We start from the raw sequence: 16,618 nt of genomic DNA on the forward strand, positions 1-16,618 counted from the left end.
GCTCGTCGAGCGAAAGGGGAGTCGCGCGCTTGTATCTATCGAACTTCATGCCTGATGCACAGGATCCGATCCTAAGGGGCCGCGAACTGCGGTTTTTCGTGGGCTTCCCCGTGACGCAAGCGGTGCTGCTCACCATTCCCACGGTGATAGCCGCGTATCTGCACGAGGGCTCAAGCGTGCTGTATTACGGAACCTGCGTGCTGCTGGTGGTGTGCCTGGCCGCTGACGTGCTGTTATTCCGCTCGATGGAGCGGCTGGCACAGAAGCAGCACGAAGACCAGCGGGCGGCGCTTCTGCAAGGGCAGTTGGAGGAATATCTCGCGCGCTACGACCACGTAGTCACGGAAGTGGAAGAGGCGGCGAAGCTGCGCCACGACGCGCGCAACCAGGTGCAAACCGTGTTGGCACTGGCCGATGCGGGCGCGTTCGATCAGGCGCGCGAGCACCTGAGTGAACTACGCGCCATGGTGGAAGGCTCCGGCGAGGGGAGTGCCGGGAACCTCCCGAGCGTGGCGGCTCCGGCGGCGCCAGCGGGTGTGGTGTTCGCTCCAATTGACCTCACCCCCGCCACCTCAAAACCCGTCGGGGGGGGGGGGCTTTCAAAGCCTCATCCGTACAGCGAGGGGGCAGCCGATGAGCGTTGTTGCAGCTGAGTTTCTCTGCGCATTGGTGGGCGTGGGGTCATTCGCGCTGGCGCTCGTGCTCGGCCGAAAGGGAACTACGCTGCCCAAGCGCCCCATCTACCTGCTGTTTCCCATAAGCCAGCTGGCTATTGCGGGGTTTCTGCTGGTGTATGTGGCCGTATTCCAGCTGCCGCTATGGCTGTTCGCGGCCATCGCTGCAAGTGCGGCGTTGTGCGCCCCAGCCGATCTCATGCTGTTCAAAGCCCTGCGCGAAACCGAGGAAGCCGAACTCGCGCAAACTCGTACTAGCTTGCTGGAAGAACAGGTTGAAGCGCAGCGGCAGTACATCCCACGACTTTCGGCGGAACTCGCGCGTGCTCATGACGTACGGGCGGAACTGCTGGCTCAGCTGGAAGAGGCGGATGCCCTGCTCGCGCGTCGCCAAGGCGAGCAAGCGTCCGCGGAGCTAACCCAGGCCGTGAGCGCGCTCGACCCGGCGGATCCGCCGCTGTGCGCGCACCGCGCGGTGGACGCCCTGGTGTCGCTGAAAGCGCACGCGTGCGAGGAAGCCGGCATCCGCGCCACGTTCGAGTTGGACGTGCCAACCAACGTGCCCGTGCCCAGCGTTGACTTGTGTGCCGTGTTCTCGAACCTGCTTGACAATGCTTTGCACGCCTGTGAAAAGGTGGAACAACCCCGGCGTCGGCTGCACCTGAAGGCACGCGTGGTGAGTGGCTATCTGGTGGTGGATGCTGAGAACAGCTGCCTACCTGATCCCGGCGGGCCCCAGCACCAGCACCAGCAACTCGCTCCGCGCATTCCCGCCAGCGAGCAACCACTCGCGCCAGCAACGCCCGAACGCCGCCCCGCCCGCGGCCTCGCGGAACACGGCTGGGGGCTGTCCATTCTGGAAAGCCTGGCCACGCGCCATGAAGGCTCGCTTTCAATCGAGCAAAGCGGCGGCGTATTCCGCACCACCGTGGCACTCAAAATGAACGGAAGGTAAGCACCATGTACCGCATACTCATAGTGGACGATGAACAGCAACAAGCCCAGGCCATTGAGGCGCTGGTCGCGCGGCACCCGCGAGCGAGCGAATTCGCCGTTGCGTGGTTGCCCTCGGTGACCGATTTTGAGGAAGCGGCCAGCGCGGGCAACGTGTGCGACATCCTGGTGATGGATATCGACTTCGGCGAAGGCCGCCCGAGTGGTATCGAGGCCGTGCGGCGCTGCCTGCCCGCCAGCAGCGGCACGCAGGTGATGTACGTCACGGGCCACATGGAATATTGCACAAGCGTCTACCGCACCGACCACGTGTATTTCCTGGTGAAGCCCGTGAACCAGCGCGATTTCGACGACGCGCTGGACAAGGCTTTGTCGCGCCTGGAGGCCGCTCACCCCTCGCTGGTGGTGCGCTCGGGTGGGCGCGTGGTGCTGGTGGACCCGCGCAAGCTGGCCTACGTGGAAAGCGATCGTCGCAAAGCGCACCTGCACCTGCCAGGCGAGGTCATCGACACCTACGCCGCCCTAGCCGATCTCATTGCCGAGCTGCCGTCCTCGTTCGTTCAGTGTCACAAAAGCTTCCTCGTGAACATGGACCACATAGCCGAACTCTCGCAAGATTCCGTGCGCCTCATGTCGGGCGAAGTGATTCCCATCAGCCAAAAGCGCCGCAAATCCACCCGCGAAAGCTTCTTCGCACATATTCGCAAGCGCTTGTGAAAGTTAGTTATTACCTCGCTGCGTTTAATTCTTACATTCGTATTGAAGCGGGTGGCGCGCTTGGAAAGAATGATCGTGGAGGATAGGGAAAAACCAGGTGAACGCCCTTACGTTTCAGGCGCGCATGAGGGCTACCTATCCGATGCGACAGCACCAGGCGGCACCAAATGAAGCTGCCCGGACGAGTTTGAAGGAGTGAGAAACGATGCAAATCACATGCGTCAAAAAACGCGGTGCGCCCGCAAGACCAGCAGTCTTGTTAGCGCTCGCAACCCTGCTAGCGGCGCTAGCCCTAAGTCTTGCGGGGGGGGGGGGGGCTTCATTGAGAAGGCCTACGCCCTTACGAGCGGCGATTGGGAGTACTCAGTAGAAGGTGCAGACCAGGATGCGGTTGCAACTATTACTGGCTACACTGGTACCGACGCTGCGGTTACCCTTCCGGCTACCGTTGGCGAAGAGGGTGTGAAGGTAGGAAGCGCCTCGTTCGAGCGTGGCTACACGTTTACCAACCTCGATTGCTCTGAAGTAACAGATCTGGGAGATCTCTCCATCACTCATGGCAACCTTGCGTCGCTGAATGTGGAGAATTGCGCGACACTTAAGACCCTCATCTGCTCCTACAACAAGCTTACGGAGCTTGATATCACGGGGTGCGAAGCGCTGACGTATCTGGATTGCCGCTTCAACTACCTCACAGACACCGAGGCCCTTGATACGTGGCGTGATGGGGATGCGGAAAAAGGCGAAATTCATCCTCAGTACGATAAGGAAACCGGATTCGCATTTGGTTCCAGCGATAAGGGTGCTGTCATTCTCGGCTGGGATGGTCGTTCTTCGACCGTAGTTCTTCCCGACAAAATCGGCGACCAGTTCGTTGTAGAAGCCTATCTGAGCGGTTGTGGCATTGAAGTGCTCGACATCAGCAAGTGCTATGACCTGGCTTATCTCGATTGTAGCCGCAACTACATCAAAGACATGACCCGGATTCTAGACTGGGCTACCGTGATGGGTCATGAGAGTAACCTCTCCCCGCAGTTCCATGAGAGCGGTTTTGCCTACGAGGTTCAGGATGGTCCCGATGGCTCCGGCGCGTATATCTATGACTACGACTACGCGCGTTCTGATGGAACCATCGTCGTGCCTGCCTCCCTTGATGGCCTGCCTGTCGTCTCCGTTTCCTTGTACGGAGTTGCGTGTGAAAATCTGGATTTGACCAGCTGCACCGACCTGAAGTCCTTCTTCAGCACGAACAGCATCATTTCCTCTATCGACGCAAGCGGTCTGACGAACCTCGAAGACCTCTACTGCGACAGAAGCGACGTGGAGTCCCTCAGCATTGAGGGCTGCACGAGCCTGACGTCGCTGTCATGCGCTTTTAACCAGCTTTCGAACGAGGCCGTGCAGGCGCTCAAGGCCAAGTATGCCAACGCTTCTGTGTCTCCGCAGTTCGATGGCGAAGGCAACTACCAGCTGCAGATTAACTGCCAGCCTCTTGCTAATTTTGCAAAAAGCTTTGCAGTTGGTCAGGGTGCGAGTACTTTTACCGCCGAGCTTGATCCCGGCACCGAAGGCCCATGGCACGATGAGAATCCTCTTTACACCGTGGCGAATGTTAATTGCTGGAGCGTGCAATCAGACAATCCTGATATTGTGACGGCAACTAACATGGATGGGCAGAAGAAAAAGGGAAGGGAAATAACTCTTACGCCTCAATCTGCTGGTACTGCGAAGGTCACCATCCAGTATAACTACACCGGCAGTGAGTTCTCTTATCATGCAGAGGCTTCATACGACGTAACCGTCGTGGAGAACGCAAATGTTGTAGAAAGTTTCAGCATTACGTCATCTGACCCGGTGGAATTCGAATATATCAAAGAATGCCCCATCTGCACGGGTATGATCAAAACTCATGGAAGCACGTGCGAAATTCCCTATACGGTGGAAGGCGAGAATCCTGATGACCCGCTGACCTACTTTGAAATCACCACCAATAGCCAAGTGGTAAAGTGCGTGTCTCAAAGCGGTATAGAGCGCGAGGGTTTGCTTGGCTTGCAGGCCAAAAAGGTTGGAGAAGATCAGAATGTCACCCTCTCCGCTGGTAAGGCTACCGCCAACATGGCCGTTACCGTGAATGAAGTTACCGATTTCAGCGGCATTGCCTTCACGGCAGTCGAGGGCGTAGTGATGCCCGAGGGAAGCGAACGCCAGCCGCTGGAAATGTTCTACCTGGCGGATGAAGCGAGCGACGCTTTCCAGAACTCGCTTCTGTCTCAGTACCACGGCGTGGAAGATCTTATTAAGTCAGTCGCGTCAGACAAGGCAGACATTGTTGCAGTCGGAGAAGACGGCAAATCTCTCAAAGCTCTAAAATCCGGTCAAGCCACCATCACTCTGACGGATAAGTTTGGCAAAACGGTCGAGTGCAAAGTAACTGTTTCCACGACGTACGCAGTGAAGCACCTTCTGCAAAAAGCAAACGACCCAACTACATATGTTGAAGGCGATAGCGAAACCCTGCGAGGTGTAGCGGGAGATCTGACGAAGGCCGTTGCAAAAGAGTTTGCTGGTTTCGCTCTCAGTGGCGAAGTTCCGAAGAAAACTATCGAAGCCAACAACGCAACCGTTGTTGAAATCAAGTACGACCGCAAAGAGTACACCGTCACGTGGGATGCCAACGGTGGCGAGTTTGGCGACCAAGGCTCTAATAAAGAAGACCCTGTTGCCTTCGGTGCTAAGCCGACGGCACCTACCGCTCCCACGCGAGACGGATACGTGTTTGCTGGCTGGTCGCCGATGATTCCCGACGCCATGCCTGCCGAGCCTATCAAGCTGACGGCCCAGTGGGTCGACGAGAACGCCGAATCCAATATCATCGTTTCTGCTCCTGAGTCGGACAGCGGTAAGCTGAGCTTGTCGGATGACGACGCTAACAAAGTGGCGGCCGCAGTTGACCAGGTAATCACGGCTGTCGCAAGTGGCGAATCCGTTGAGGGCCTGACTGATGGCGATATCCAAAAAGTGAAAACCGTAACTGACGCGGCAAGCGCCAGCGGCGGCACCGTCACTACCCTCGTGATTGCGGAAGCCAAAGAAGCCAACCCGAGCCCTCGTGACGCTTCCCCCATCAACGACAAAGCGGCTGAAGACCTCGGCGCTACCGCTACAGTTGCTCAGTATTACGACCTCAGCGTGAACTTGATTGTGCGCAATGACTCCACCGAGGTTGCGGTTCCTCTGACCAAGGTCGGTGAAAACCTTACATTCGTACTCAACGTCAATCCGGATGTTATTAAGAACCAGAAGGTGAGCGTTGTTTACCTCCATGATGGGGTAGCAAAACTCATCAATCCTCAAAGCGTTGATTACGCAGAAGGTAAAGTCACCTTTGCTTCTAACGAGTATTCCCTCTACGCCATCGTTACCAGCGACAAGGCCCCGACGCCTCCTTCTGGTGGCGGCTCTGCTACGGCTCAGAAGTTCCAGGTGACCTTTGAGTCTAACGGTGGCAGTGCTGTTGCTGCTCAGGAAGTTGAATCTGGTGCGACGGTTACCAAGCCCGCCGACCCGACGCGCGAGGGCTACACCTTTGCTGGCTGGTTTGCTGACGAGGCGCTGACCAAGGCCTGGGACTTCGCCACCGACAAGGTGACTGCCAAGACCACGCTCTACGCCAAGTGGACCACCCAGTCCATCATGTTCTCTGATGTTGACTTCAACGCCTGGTATGGCCCCGCCGTCACGTTTGTGGCCGACTCCGGTCTCATGCGCGGCTATGCCGGTACCGATCTGTTCGGCGTAGGCAAGAACCTGACGCGTGCTGAGCTTGCGGTCATCTTGAACCGCCATGCCAACCCCGATGGCGATGCAGGCTACGACGACGTGATGGCTTCCACCCCCAACAACACCGGCATGGCTGATGTTGAAGCAGGTGTGTGGTACACCGGTGCCGCCAACTGGGCTGTCGCAAACGGTGTCATCAACGGCAAAGAAAATGCTGATGGCACTCGCAGCTTCGACCCCAACGGCAACGTGACCTTCGAAGAGATGGTAGCCATGATGGTGAACCTGGCAGTCACGCCCGACGAGATCGCCGCTGCTGACATGAGCGTGCTCGACAAGTTCGTCGATGTCGCCACCATCAGCGACTGGTCACGCGCCAGCCTCGCCTGGGCCGCCCAAGCCGGCATCTTCAACGGCTACGACGAAGCCGACGGCACCTACATCCGCCCGCTCGAACAAATCACCCGCGAGCGCGCCGCCGCCGTGCTGTTCAACAACTACGCCTAAGAGCACACCACTCCCAAAGCGTAACTAGCAAGCAAGGAAAGGAGCCGCCGGGCTCCTTTCCTATTGCTACTGAGCAATTCCTCAATACAAACTTACTATCTAGTTATTTAGTATCCCGGAATCATGCTATCATGCCATTAGCATGAACACTGGATGCTAATAGGAGGACTCATGCCAGCTCTGCAGGTGAAGGACTTTCCGGGTGACATGTATGAAGAGCTGCGAGAATGCGCGGCGACGCAGGATCGCAATATTTCGCAGCAAACGGTCCATGTGCTGCGTGAGTATTTGCGTGCTTATCGGCAAAGTGGTGGCTCGCCTGCTTGGGTGGTGCGTCCCGCCGTTGAGCAGGCTGAAGCGCCGGTTCGCACAAAGAGCCGCGCCGAGGAAACGCCCGAAGAGAGCATCGAGCGCCGGCGAAAGGTGTTTGCGGCACTTGACGCCTTGCCGAAAGTCGAGATTCCAAAAGACTTCCCCGAGCCGGCTGAACTTGTTCGACAGATGCGCGAAGAGCGCGACGACCAACTCGTTCCCGAATTGAGCCACATCCGATGATAGTTCTCGATTGCAGCGCAGCGGTGGAGATGGTATTAGGAACCCCTCGCGGCCAGGCATTTCGCTGTTTTATGCTAGAGCATAAGCGCGTCATCGCGTCGGATTTATTTCGCGCGGAAGTGCGCAATGCCCTCTGGAAGTACGTGCATGCAGGATTGTTTTCTGCGAGCCATGCCGAAGTGCTCATTGAAAAAGCGCTCGATCTGGTTGACGAATTTGTCCCATTAGAAGAAAACGCCGCCGAGTCGTTCGCCGAGGCCGCGCGCCAGGATCACCCTGTCTACGACCTCTTCTACGTAACCCTCACCCGTCGCCAAGCCGCCACCCTCTTCACTGCCGACAAAAAACTCGTAGCTCTCTGCGAACGCCTTGGAGTAAACAGCACCTGCGAAATGACCTTGCCGCCACTGTAGCGTAAAAGCTACACTATAAGACGAATATCAGCAGGCTTCGGATAGTAAGAAGGCAGGTCACTCGTGCGATTCATCATTTCGCCTGCTAAGAAAATGAACGTTGTTGACACCTCGTTTGCATGGCGCAACCTGCCGCTGTTCGTCGATCGCGCCGCCGAGCTGGCCGACGAGGTTCGGGCGCTTTCGTACGACGAGGCAAAGGCCCTCTGGCAGTGCAGCGATGCGCTAGCCGAACTCAACTTCGAGCGCTTTCGCACTATGGACGTGCGCGCAAGCGGCATGTTGACGCCGGCGGTGCTTGCGTACGAGGGCATTCAGTATCAGCACCTTGCACCGCAGGTGATGGAGTCGTCGCAGCTGGAGTATCTGCAAGAGCACCTGCGCATTCTCTCCGGCTTCTATGGCGTGCTGCGCCCCTTCGACGGCGTGGTGCCGTACCGTCTGGAGATGCAGGCGAAGCTGGCGGTGGGCAGCGCGCGAAACCTCTACGAGTACTGGGGCGATGCGCTTTTCCAAACGCTCGCCGCTGAGACCGATGTCATCGTAAACCTCGCGTCAGTCGAGTACGCAAAAGCCGTGGTGCCGCACGCGGAGCGCGCCGGCTGCCGTGTAGTCACCTGCCTCTTCGGCACCATCGACGCCCGCGGCCGCCTCATCCAACGCGCAACCGCCGCCAAATCCGCCCGAGGCTCAATCCTCCACTGGTGCACCACCCACCACCCAACTCGCCCCGAAGCCCTACAAACCTTCAACGAATCCGGCTACCACTACGACCCCGACCGCTCAACCGAGAGCACCTACGTGTTTGTACAAGAATGAGACGCTCAACTTAAACGAGCCTGTGCGTCAGGAGGAAGCAGTCGCCAAATAGGGAAGCGTGCATGAGCCTCTGAGCAGCCATTTCTTGGGCTTCCAAAAATTACTTTGTCAGAGACACTGCTCTGACGTGGGCTCTTGCAATTCGCTTTTTGACCTGGTGCTTTGCTTCTTAACATCAATGACTCTATAGCGTATACTACCCTCGCCGACGGTGTCCGCATTCGGGCGGCGCTTTCTTTCAAAAGGAGGCGTGTGCCTATGAACACAGTTCTTGAAATCCTTTACGCCTACGCAGCGGTGGCCACGATCATGAGCTTTCTCCATGATTTGTGGACGGACTATAAGAGTGACGGACGAAGCAGGAAGGGACCCAGGGAGAAGCTGAAATAGCAAAGCCCGGGAATAACTCCCGGGCTCCCACTAATACCTGCGCCGCCCGAACTGGATCGTGTAGCCGCAAAACTCACCTCCAGGGCACCGCCGGTAGGCATAGTATACGACAGAAGCGCCCCCGGTTTCAACTGAAACCGGGGGCGCTTCATGGTGATCCTGTCTTGGGTTGATTGCAATCAACCAGCATCTCATAGGCAGTTACAATCACCTGTCATTTTTCAAGTGAATTGACCTCTAAGGTTAATTGCTCTACAATTTCCTTGGAGGTGCATGTATGGAAATTAAGTATGCCGACAAGTCCATGATGAAAATTCTTGAGGATGACCGGATCATTCGTAAAAAACGTGGCGATATTGCCGAAAAACTTATTCGCAGGATGTCTGACTTAAGGGTTGCGGACAACCTTTCGCAAATAACGCATCTCCCGTCGCCCCGTAGGCACAAGCTTACAGGGAATTGGGAAGGTTGTTGGGGTATTGACGTAAGCAAGAATCAACGACTTATCGTTCGTCCTATTGGCAATTTTGACCCCGACGATCTGACAACCATAACAACGATTCGAATTGAAAGTATTGAAGACTACCACTGATGACGGGGAAGAAGAGGGTAGACAATGAGTGGATTTATAGTAATGCCAGGTGAAGTGATTAAAGAGTATCTAGATGACAGAGGTATGACACAAAAAGAAGTGGCTCAGCGCATCGGTGTTAGCGAAAAGCATTTATCGAACATGTTAAATGGCAAAACTAGATTGACAGAAGATATGGCATTGAAGCTTGAAAAGGTCATGCCTGATGTGCCAGCAAGTTTTTGGCTTAATTACGAAGTTAAGTATCAAGAGTATTTGGCGCGCGAAAAAGAAAAGTACGATCTTGAGGGAATTGACCTAAAAGCCATTTCCGAAAAATTTCACTTCAAGGAAGTTTTCAAAAGAACCAAAAAGCCTCTTGTGGAGCAAGCAATAGACATGTTGAAGCTCTTGGGAGTCACAAGTTTTGAGAGGTATAAGGCGGCCTTGCCCTTGGGTATGGAATTCATGCAAGATGGCGGCGAGGACGAAGCTTCGGTTGTGTGGATTAAGCAGTGCGAGCAAGCTGTCGAGGAACAGAACAAACAACTCGACGATGTTCCCTTTGATCCACAAGCTCTTGAAGAATCGTTCGGAAGACTTAAAAACATTGCGCTCAATCCCAATGTTGATGATTCGATTAAAAGCTGCCGCAAATATTTAAACAGGCATGGAGTCTATCTAGTTGTTGTTGCTGCCATTGCTAACTCCAAGATTCGGGGCGCGCTAACAACCTTCAAAGGACATCCTGCCATTTATATAAGCAAGCGCTTCAAGACGCACGACCATGTATGGTTTACTATCGTGCATGAAATAGGTCATCTTTTGTTGCACTATGATCCAAGTCACATACTTGTTTCCGATGAAGAGCTGTCGAGTGAGGCGCACAAAGACAGGGAGGCGAATGTATTCGCTCGTAAGTTTTTCGTTAATGAATACGATTATAATTCGTTTAAAAACAGCAAGAACTTTACCGCGCAAGCAATTTCCGAATTTGCCAGGGAACAGGGAGTTCATCCTGGAATAATCGTTGGTTTCTTGCAGCACGATGGAGAAATTGCTTTTGACCAGATGAACAGTCTTAAATCAAAGTAAGGTAACGAGGGCATAATGTATATGTTGACCATAAAAAACAGAGGCAGCGAATACAAGGCTGTTAGGGCATTGGAAAAAGCTGGATGCCTACAAAGTGGACTTATGCCTCTTGTTGAGATAATTCAAGAAAATTTCGCTTATGACAACTTAGTCGATCCAGAAACGGGCGAGTTTGTCAAGGAGGACAGGCCGATTAAGAGTGGTGAAAACAAAGGTAAAACTCGATCGTTTAAAATTAAAGACCCTTCAACCAAGCGTAATGTTACTCTAGAAAAAATTGAAGAGCACTTTCAAAGTGGTCATATATTTGTGGACTATTTTCGATGCGATGCGCATAAGTATAATGAAACAACATTTAAAAAATGCCCTTTGGTACTTACTCTAAATACTAATCTTGATGCTTATTTAGAAAAGGTTAGAAGCATTGCGTCGCATCCTACTTTGATTCCTGTAATTACCATTAAAAATGGAACTGATAAACTCAGTTCGCAGCAGCTTTTTATATTTGCCCAAGAACTCAAGGAACTCTGTCAAGGGCGCCCTATCGCTATTAGGATTGATGATATTGAAGGGTATGAAGATACATTAAAGAGCATACTCAGCAGGAGAGATTATCTTATCTATGATATTAATGAGACACCTGCTGTATCGAAAATCGAAGAGTTCGAAGAGCTCAATGACTTACGGATTGACGCCACGAAGATCTTGCTCTGTTCTCCTAGGAAGCGCCGCATTCGTAATGGAGAGTATGTTGATAAATGCACAATCGACAACTCTCATATTGTTAGCTATGCGAGTTATGGTTTTGCCGGCGTGGGCGACTATGCGGGGCTGCGTGATTCGTTGCCTGGTGGAGGTAGTAAAGGAAAGGGGCGCGCTCTGGCTTTGCTCTACAACGGCTGGACAAATAATTTTGTGGCATATGTGAACGAAGATGTTAATCTTGGGCCGGCTGGTTATCAAGAAGTTGTAGAGCGCATACTGGCCGACAGGTCAAAACTGGAGCGAACACCAGGAGAATGCATTGTCCTTGAAGCTGTCTTTCAAGAAGCAGAAGGAGGTCACTTCGGGGGGTGGCAAACTTGGATATCATACACAGTAGAGCGATACGTTCAGCAGCTGTACCTTGCTCACGGAGGTTACAATTTCTAGTAAACGATTTCTGGATCCAGTTCGCTTCGGTAGAACCACTCGTAGTCGATTTCATATAATAGGGCGCTATTCTGCTTCAAATGATGCCAGTTTGAGCGATAGCGCCGCTTTAAGTAGTTCTTAAACGCTCTGTTGATCTGCTGCGATGAGTAAAGTTGTAAACATTGCTCAGCAACAGAGCCTTTTGATTGTCCAGAACTTGGCAAATCGAATGTTTCGCAAATATCTTTTTTCGACATCGTAAGAAGCTGCTTTTGTGCGTCGAGCTTTGTGGCCTTTGTTGCTTTACGGCGGCAGCTAAAGGCGTACGTTCCATCTTTACGCTGTCGGTATGAGTAGATTCCGCATTCGGCAGGAACATAGTCGGGCAGTTCGTCCCATCGCTTTTCTGAGGTGATGACGTATACAGTCTCAAAGACATCGAAATAATCTGCAAGCTGACTTTCGAGCCGATAAAAGCTATCCAGGTCGGTTTTGATTTCGTATGCCGCGCTATGTCCGTTTACTTTGCATATGTCTACGCGGCTTTTGCCTATGGGAAGCTCGAAAATAGATACAGTAGTTTCACTCAAAGGAAGAAGAACCTTGTTAATAAAGTTAGCCTTAATGGTGGTTTCGTTTGGATAGTTTGCCAGTATGAAGCGATTGGCAAATGAACGTGCGGAATCGCCTATATCTTCGAGACCAAGGCCCAGCATATCGGATACTAAGCTCTTCAATCTCGTTTCCGAAAGCGTTGTTGAATAGGCTTCAAAGAGAAGCTTCGCATCCCTTTGATCTTCGCTCTGTAAGAGCTTTCCCATAACCTCTCCCATTCCGCAACCTGTCTTGTATAAGATAACATTGCAAAGCAGGGCGGAAAAGCAGGGACCCGCTGCCGGTAATGAAAATGAAGCCCAAGGTATTATTAAAACGTCTTTCAATAAGTGCAACGTGCCCCGTGTCGTCTGTTTCGAGAAGTTCGATTTCGCCGAATGGCGCTATTCCTGCAGCGCAGAGCAGCTCGTCGTAGCGTTGCGCTCCGAGTTGTTTGCGAAGTGTTGCTATATTCAGTTCAGTTGCTCCGTATTTCCTGACCGCCTCTTTGAAAACATCAGCAATGAGCGAAGCCTCTTCTCCTCAGTCTGCAAAGAGTGAAATCGTTCTTTCTGACGCGTGATGGAAATGCCTGATATTCGAACAAATTAGTTGGCCTAGTCATCACTACTCAGACGGCAATGACGAGCCTTTTGCGCTCCATGAGCTTCAATTACCTCTGCTTCAATTAACCCATAGAGCACCTCAAAAGCGCTTTATTGTGTAAGCCCAAGTGCTTTCGCGGCATCTGCGCGACTGACCTATCAATGAGTTGAGATGAACTTACAGATGATCTTTTCATTCTCAGCAAGGTCAATCCACCGGTTCATGTAACTTGTCGAAAACCTTATCAGTCGTCTCGCTCGCAAAATATCGTTTTGGTGAAAGGAAAGCTCTGTTCCATTGGGTGCTCTAACATGTTCGATTTCAATGCCATCTTCGCCAGCTATAAGTGTGTGAAAACTGATTCAACGACGTAATGCATCGTGCGGAGTAACGCAAATGCGATCATCTGTTTTTGGGTTATTCCTCTACACTTGCCTGAATTTCGTCCAAGATGGTCTCTATCATTTCCCATTCTATGCTCGATTCAATGGGTGAAAGCTCCAGGGAAGCTAAGTTTTTGTCTTCATCGATGGTTAGCTGATTCGGATCGTAGATAGACGCATAAACCTTGGTGTTGCCGTCCTCATCCCTAGTATGGTCCGTGTAAACGATGTATGACTTTCCGGTTTCGGGGGAGTCGAACATGAACAGGGCTTCGCATTTCATGAGTCTGCCGTCTTGGGCTACTGCGGTGAATTCCAGCTCTTGGGGTTCGCTTGAGCGCGTAGCCTCCTCATCCAGAACTTTTCTAACCTCACCTCTTATCTGTATACGCATATTATTTTCGTTGCAAAGAATATTCAGTGTTTCTCCCGGATACCCAAATTCGTCCGAGGTGTCGGATTCCGAATGTCTTTTCATTACATCGAAAATCTTACTAATAATCATTAGCGCGCCTGGGTCAATAATTATGTTGAATCTGGCAGCATTGAGTACAGATGCGGCGGCGATTCTCAGATCCTCGATGTCGACCGAGAAGTTGCTCTCGTGCTGCTTTAGAGCGTATTCCACAGTGTCGGGGATCGTTACTTTGGCGTAGAGTCCAGGAAAACTGCTCGCTTTGTTTGTCTTCTCCTTATTTGAAGTGCAAGCCCGCTTTAGGGGCTCTAGAAAGACTGCCAAGCCCATGTCGAGAGATTCAGCCTCCGAAAGCATGGCATCGATGTTGTTCGCGTCCGCAAACTCTCGGGAGGATTCTATAGATGAATAGCGGAATACCTGCTCAGCCGCCCAGCGCATCGTTTCGATGTAATGGCGCTTAACGTGCAATGTCATATATTCACTTGAATAACTGTCAAAGGCATCATCTAAACATTCGTCTGCGGAAAGCGAAGCGAGAAGCCCTAGCATGCGCTTGACATCAATCGAGATGCTCTCCGAGCAATCATCCGCGTCATTCGTGCGTTCGCGTATCTGCCGTTCGAGGGCGCTGAGAAGCGAAAAGAGGGGTACGGCCCCAGAGGAGACTGTATCGCAAATCATGCTTCTGCATGTCTTGATCTCTGACAGGTCGTTAAGTGTGCGAGCGATTTCTGCACTATCTTTATGTGAACTCGTGGTGCAGAAGTATTTGAGTGAGTGGGTCACAATGGAACGGACTGCATCATTGCAATCGCTGGATCCGTCGTCGAAAAAATACTTAGAGAACTCAAGTTGCTTCTGGTCTACTTGCCTGAAAAATAAAAGCATTTCTAATCTGTGTAAAAGTCTAATTATCGTTGGGCCGTCTATGGTTTTAGGCCAGCGGAGGATACGCGCTACCTCTGCCTCGGATACATTAGCGCCGATGGATTGTCGCAGAGCGCCGAAGATATCGAGTGTGGCAACTGTGAAACAGTATTCATACTGGGAATCCTCTCTGTATAGTTTTTCGATCGCCTTGATTACACCAGTGTACCTGCCATCAGTCGATATTTTCCTGTATCCGTCAAGCTGTCCGGACATGATCCGTCGACTACAGAACACCTGAAGAAGGGATTCTAGGTGATTGATTTGCGCGGCGTTAGCAATTCTGCCATCCATTAGAATTGCTAAGAAAATTTCAGACTCTTGGTCTGTGTAATCCACGGGGTCAGCGTTTGCTGAGATGACGTCCCATGTTTCTCGCAGCGCCTGATCGCCGACGCGCGAGTCCTGAACGAAAAAGGCGAACAAAGTTGCCCAGTCGTCTCCCAGAGAATCGTTTTTCTTCTTACTCTCGTAAATTCCCGCATAGGTTTTAAGCGAGAAACCTCTTGGGCATGCACCGGTTATTAAGCCGTTTTCGGCTAGAAACACCTGAAGGCGACGATGCTCGAAGCTCACCATGCCGTCTGAGATGGACAGCACCCCGTGGACATTGACCAGTTCGTTCAGATCGTGCAATGCCGCATCTTCGCGTGTCTTAAAACCTCGTTCACGGAAGCTTTCTAGGCTTGTGCCTAGAATTGAATACGAGGTCTCAAGCCATTTTAGAAATTGATCCTTTGGGATTCTGAGATCAAACGAACTTGACTTTTTTGCCTCATATGCCGTCCTCGACGCGCAGTACGACAACAGAAGAAGAAGATCATCGGCATTTGTGGATCCACGGCGCCAGCGCAACCTTGAATTCACATACTTGGAATACAATGCGTGTTCTGTAGAAGGTAGGTTCTCGACATTTGAAAACAGAACCAGGCACAAGGTTAACTCAAGCGGAGATCTGAGAAAATTGCGAAACCTTATGGTCCAATCACTTTCAATCGTGGTCTTCAAGAGTTCCGCCTTTTCGCAGGCCTCGTTTTCTGGGAAACACTGACAAATATACCAGGAGCGCGCCAGGGAATAGACAAACTTTCCCCTATCTTTCCGATTCATCTTGTTCAAGGCAACTACTTCAAAAGCTTGAAATTCGTTGCGCTTTAGAAACTCGCTGGTTTCATTGTCCATGGCTGTGTCTCGAGTGGTCGCAAAGACGGAAAACCTGTTGCCTAAGTCGCTTTCTTCTAAGCCAAACAGGGCCAAAAGTGCATCATAGACGTGTGCTACTGATATGTTCTTTGGGAGTTCGTCCAATCCGTCCACCAAAATGACAAATTGGGAGGGATCGGACAGCTCTAAGAGTTCAATCGCTTTCGATGATTTGTTTGCAGGGCATTGGAAGATGGCCATAGCTATTTGCCATGGTAGGTTTTCATTCGCGTAGTTTTTACTTGCAATGTCGCGACATCGCAGAAGGAGAGGTATTTTCTCGTCAAAGGTTTCCCTGGTTCCGATAAAACCATTGAGCCATTCTTTAAATTGATTATCGGATCCAGAATCAAGGGCGCCATCTACTTCGCATATTGTTGACTCTCGGGCGAGCCAAAGGGCCAGCCTGTCAAGTAGGATAGACTTACCCGACCCAGCTGATGCAGTGACAACGACGTTACAGAAATGGTTTTCTTTAGTAGGAAGAAAGTCTAAGTAATCGTCTTCTTCGTTTTCTTTTGCTCGACCGTGGATACGAACTGCGGGGGTGTCTTCGTGTAAGGAGTAAGATGCCTTCGATAGAATGGCAGCCTCCTCTGCTTCAAGTTCAGTAATTCGGGCATCGATCCTTCTAATAAGTTCGTCAACGTTGATTTGGGACCTTTTGACCGTGTCTAGCTTCGTCGGGATCCTAATAAAATCAATAGACGTTTGAATAAGTTGGGGTGTAACGAAAATATCTGAAGTCCTGATTGGCTTGAAGTTTTCGGCGATACCCAAAGCACGCTTATTTACTGAAACATAGGTGCAGCGTTCCCTTACCAGCTTCCTTGATATTGTGGCGATAATTTCTTCGGGGGTTCTTTTTTGTCCCATGC

Annotated in this window: 13 protein-coding genes; 11 read left to right on the forward strand and 2 right to left on the reverse strand. The window is 51.8% G+C overall.

The features are described 5' to 3' along the window. Positions 1 to 29: 29 nt before the first annotated feature. The 11 genes from QNJ86_RS05440 (at position 30) to QNJ86_RS05490 (ending at position 11,627) form a co-directional block, all read left to right on the forward strand. The gene (locus QNJ86_RS05440; RefSeq protein ID WP_283831586.1) at positions 30 to 653 is read left to right on the forward strand and encodes a hypothetical protein; all 624 of its coding nucleotides are present in this window, start codon (positions 30 to 32) and stop codon (positions 651 to 653) included. Beyond that, a complete protein-coding gene (locus tag QNJ86_RS05445; RefSeq protein ID WP_283831587.1) occupies positions 634 to 1,629 on the forward strand; it encodes an ATP-binding protein in 996 nt (331 codons plus the stop codon). The genes QNJ86_RS05440 and QNJ86_RS05445 overlap by 20 nt, the downstream gene beginning before the upstream one ends. A 5-nt stretch (positions 1,630 to 1,634) precedes the next feature. Continuing rightward, positions 1,635 to 2,345 (forward strand): LytR/AlgR family response regulator transcription factor, encoded by a 711-nt coding sequence (locus tag QNJ86_RS05450; RefSeq protein WP_283831588.1) that lies wholly within the window; start codon positions 1,635 to 1,637, stop codon positions 2,343 to 2,345. A 216-nt stretch (positions 2,346 to 2,561) separates the two neighbouring features. Continuing rightward, positions 2,562 to 6,632, forward strand: coding sequence for an InlB B-repeat-containing protein (locus QNJ86_RS05455; RefSeq protein ID WP_283831589.1), 4,071 nt, complete (start codon positions 2,562 to 2,564; stop codon positions 6,630 to 6,632). A 171-nt stretch (positions 6,633 to 6,803) separates the two neighbouring features. Continuing rightward, complete coding sequence (locus QNJ86_RS05460) at positions 6,804 to 7,187, forward strand: argininosuccinate lyase (RefSeq protein WP_283831590.1); 384 nt, start codon at positions 6,804 to 6,806, stop codon at positions 7,185 to 7,187. After that, positions 7,184 to 7,600, forward strand: coding sequence for a type II toxin-antitoxin system VapC family toxin (locus QNJ86_RS05465; protein ID WP_283831591.1), 417 nt, complete (start codon positions 7,184 to 7,186; stop codon positions 7,598 to 7,600). Before QNJ86_RS05460 ends, QNJ86_RS05465 begins: the two co-directional genes overlap by 4 nt. A 63-nt stretch (positions 7,601 to 7,663) precedes the next feature. Beyond that, on the forward strand, positions 7,664 to 8,419 hold the full coding sequence (gene yaaA / locus QNJ86_RS05470; RefSeq protein ID WP_283831592.1) for a peroxide stress protein YaaA: 756 nt from the start codon (positions 7,664 to 7,666) through the stop codon (positions 8,417 to 8,419). Between the two features lie 258 nt (positions 8,420 to 8,677). Beyond that, positions 8,678 to 8,809 carry a hypothetical protein gene (locus QNJ86_RS05475; protein ID WP_283831593.1) on the forward strand — a complete coding sequence of 44 codons (132 nt, stop codon included), beginning with the start codon at positions 8,678 to 8,680 and terminating at the stop codon, positions 8,807 to 8,809. Between the two features lie 277 nt (positions 8,810 to 9,086). Then, complete coding sequence (locus QNJ86_RS05480) at positions 9,087 to 9,401, forward strand: type II toxin-antitoxin system RelE/ParE family toxin (RefSeq protein ID WP_283831595.1); 315 nt, start codon at positions 9,087 to 9,089, stop codon at positions 9,399 to 9,401. A gap of 24 nt (positions 9,402 to 9,425) precedes the next feature. Continuing rightward, positions 9,426 to 10,475 (forward strand): HigA family addiction module antitoxin, encoded by a 1,050-nt coding sequence (locus tag QNJ86_RS05485; RefSeq protein ID WP_283831596.1) that lies wholly within the window; start codon positions 9,426 to 9,428, stop codon positions 10,473 to 10,475. A 15-nt stretch (positions 10,476 to 10,490) separates the two neighbouring features. Further along, positions 10,491 to 11,627: a hypothetical protein gene (locus tag QNJ86_RS05490; RefSeq protein ID WP_283831598.1), complete on the forward strand. Its 1,137-nt coding sequence runs from the start codon at positions 10,491 to 10,493 to the stop codon at positions 11,625 to 11,627. On the opposite strand, the gene QNJ86_RS05495 is transcribed toward QNJ86_RS05490, so the two are convergent. Both QNJ86_RS05495 and QNJ86_RS05500 read right to left on the reverse strand, forming a co-directional pair. Beyond that, entirely contained in the window at positions 11,624 to 12,430 is an 807-nt protein-coding gene (locus QNJ86_RS05495; RefSeq protein ID WP_283831599.1) for a sce7726 family protein, read from the reverse strand. The two genes, QNJ86_RS05490 and QNJ86_RS05495, sit on opposite strands and share 4 nt — an antisense overlap. A gap of 796 nt (positions 12,431 to 13,226) precedes the next feature. Further along, entirely contained in the window at positions 13,227 to 16,616 is a 3,390-nt protein-coding gene (locus tag QNJ86_RS05500) for a DUF1292 domain-containing protein (RefSeq protein WP_283831600.1), read from the reverse strand. Positions 16,617 to 16,618 lie beyond the last annotated feature (2 nt).

Origin of the sequence: Gordonibacter faecis (assembly GCF_030077735.1) — a bacterium.
Classification (GTDB): Bacteria; Actinomycetota; Coriobacteriia; order Coriobacteriales; family Eggerthellaceae; genus Gordonibacter; species Gordonibacter faecis.

Excerpts from the sequence above, each read along its gene's own strand:
- QNJ86_RS05455 (WP_283831589.1), top strand. The coding sequence starts at position 2,562 with ATGCGTCAAAAAACGCGGTGCGCCCGCAAGACCAGCAGTCTTGTTAGC.
- QNJ86_RS05500 (WP_283831600.1), bottom strand. The coding sequence starts at position 16,616 with ATGGGACAAAAAAGAACCCCCGAAGAAATTATCGCCACAATATCAAGG.
- QNJ86_RS05450 (WP_283831588.1), top strand. The coding sequence starts at position 1,635 with ATGTACCGCATACTCATAGTGGACGATGAACAGCAACAAGCCCAGGCC.
- QNJ86_RS05475 (WP_283831593.1), top strand. The coding sequence starts at position 8,678 with ATGAACACAGTTCTTGAAATCCTTTACGCCTACGCAGCGGTGGCCACG.
- QNJ86_RS05480 (WP_283831595.1), top strand. The coding sequence starts at position 9,087 with ATGGAAATTAAGTATGCCGACAAGTCCATGATGAAAATTCTTGAGGAT.
- QNJ86_RS05445 (WP_283831587.1), top strand. The coding sequence starts at position 634 with ATGAGCGTTGTTGCAGCTGAGTTTCTCTGCGCATTGGTGGGCGTGGGG.
- QNJ86_RS05485 (WP_283831596.1), top strand. The coding sequence starts at position 9,426 with ATGAGTGGATTTATAGTAATGCCAGGTGAAGTGATTAAAGAGTATCTA.
- QNJ86_RS05465 (WP_283831591.1), top strand. The coding sequence starts at position 7,184 with ATGATAGTTCTCGATTGCAGCGCAGCGGTGGAGATGGTATTAGGAACC.
- QNJ86_RS05460 (WP_283831590.1), top strand. The coding sequence starts at position 6,804 with ATGCCAGCTCTGCAGGTGAAGGACTTTCCGGGTGACATGTATGAAGAG.
- QNJ86_RS05490 (WP_283831598.1), top strand. The coding sequence starts at position 10,491 with ATGTATATGTTGACCATAAAAAACAGAGGCAGCGAATACAAGGCTGTT.
- QNJ86_RS05495 (WP_283831599.1), bottom strand. The coding sequence starts at position 12,430 with ATGGGAAAGCTCTTACAGAGCGAAGATCAAAGGGATGCGAAGCTTCTC.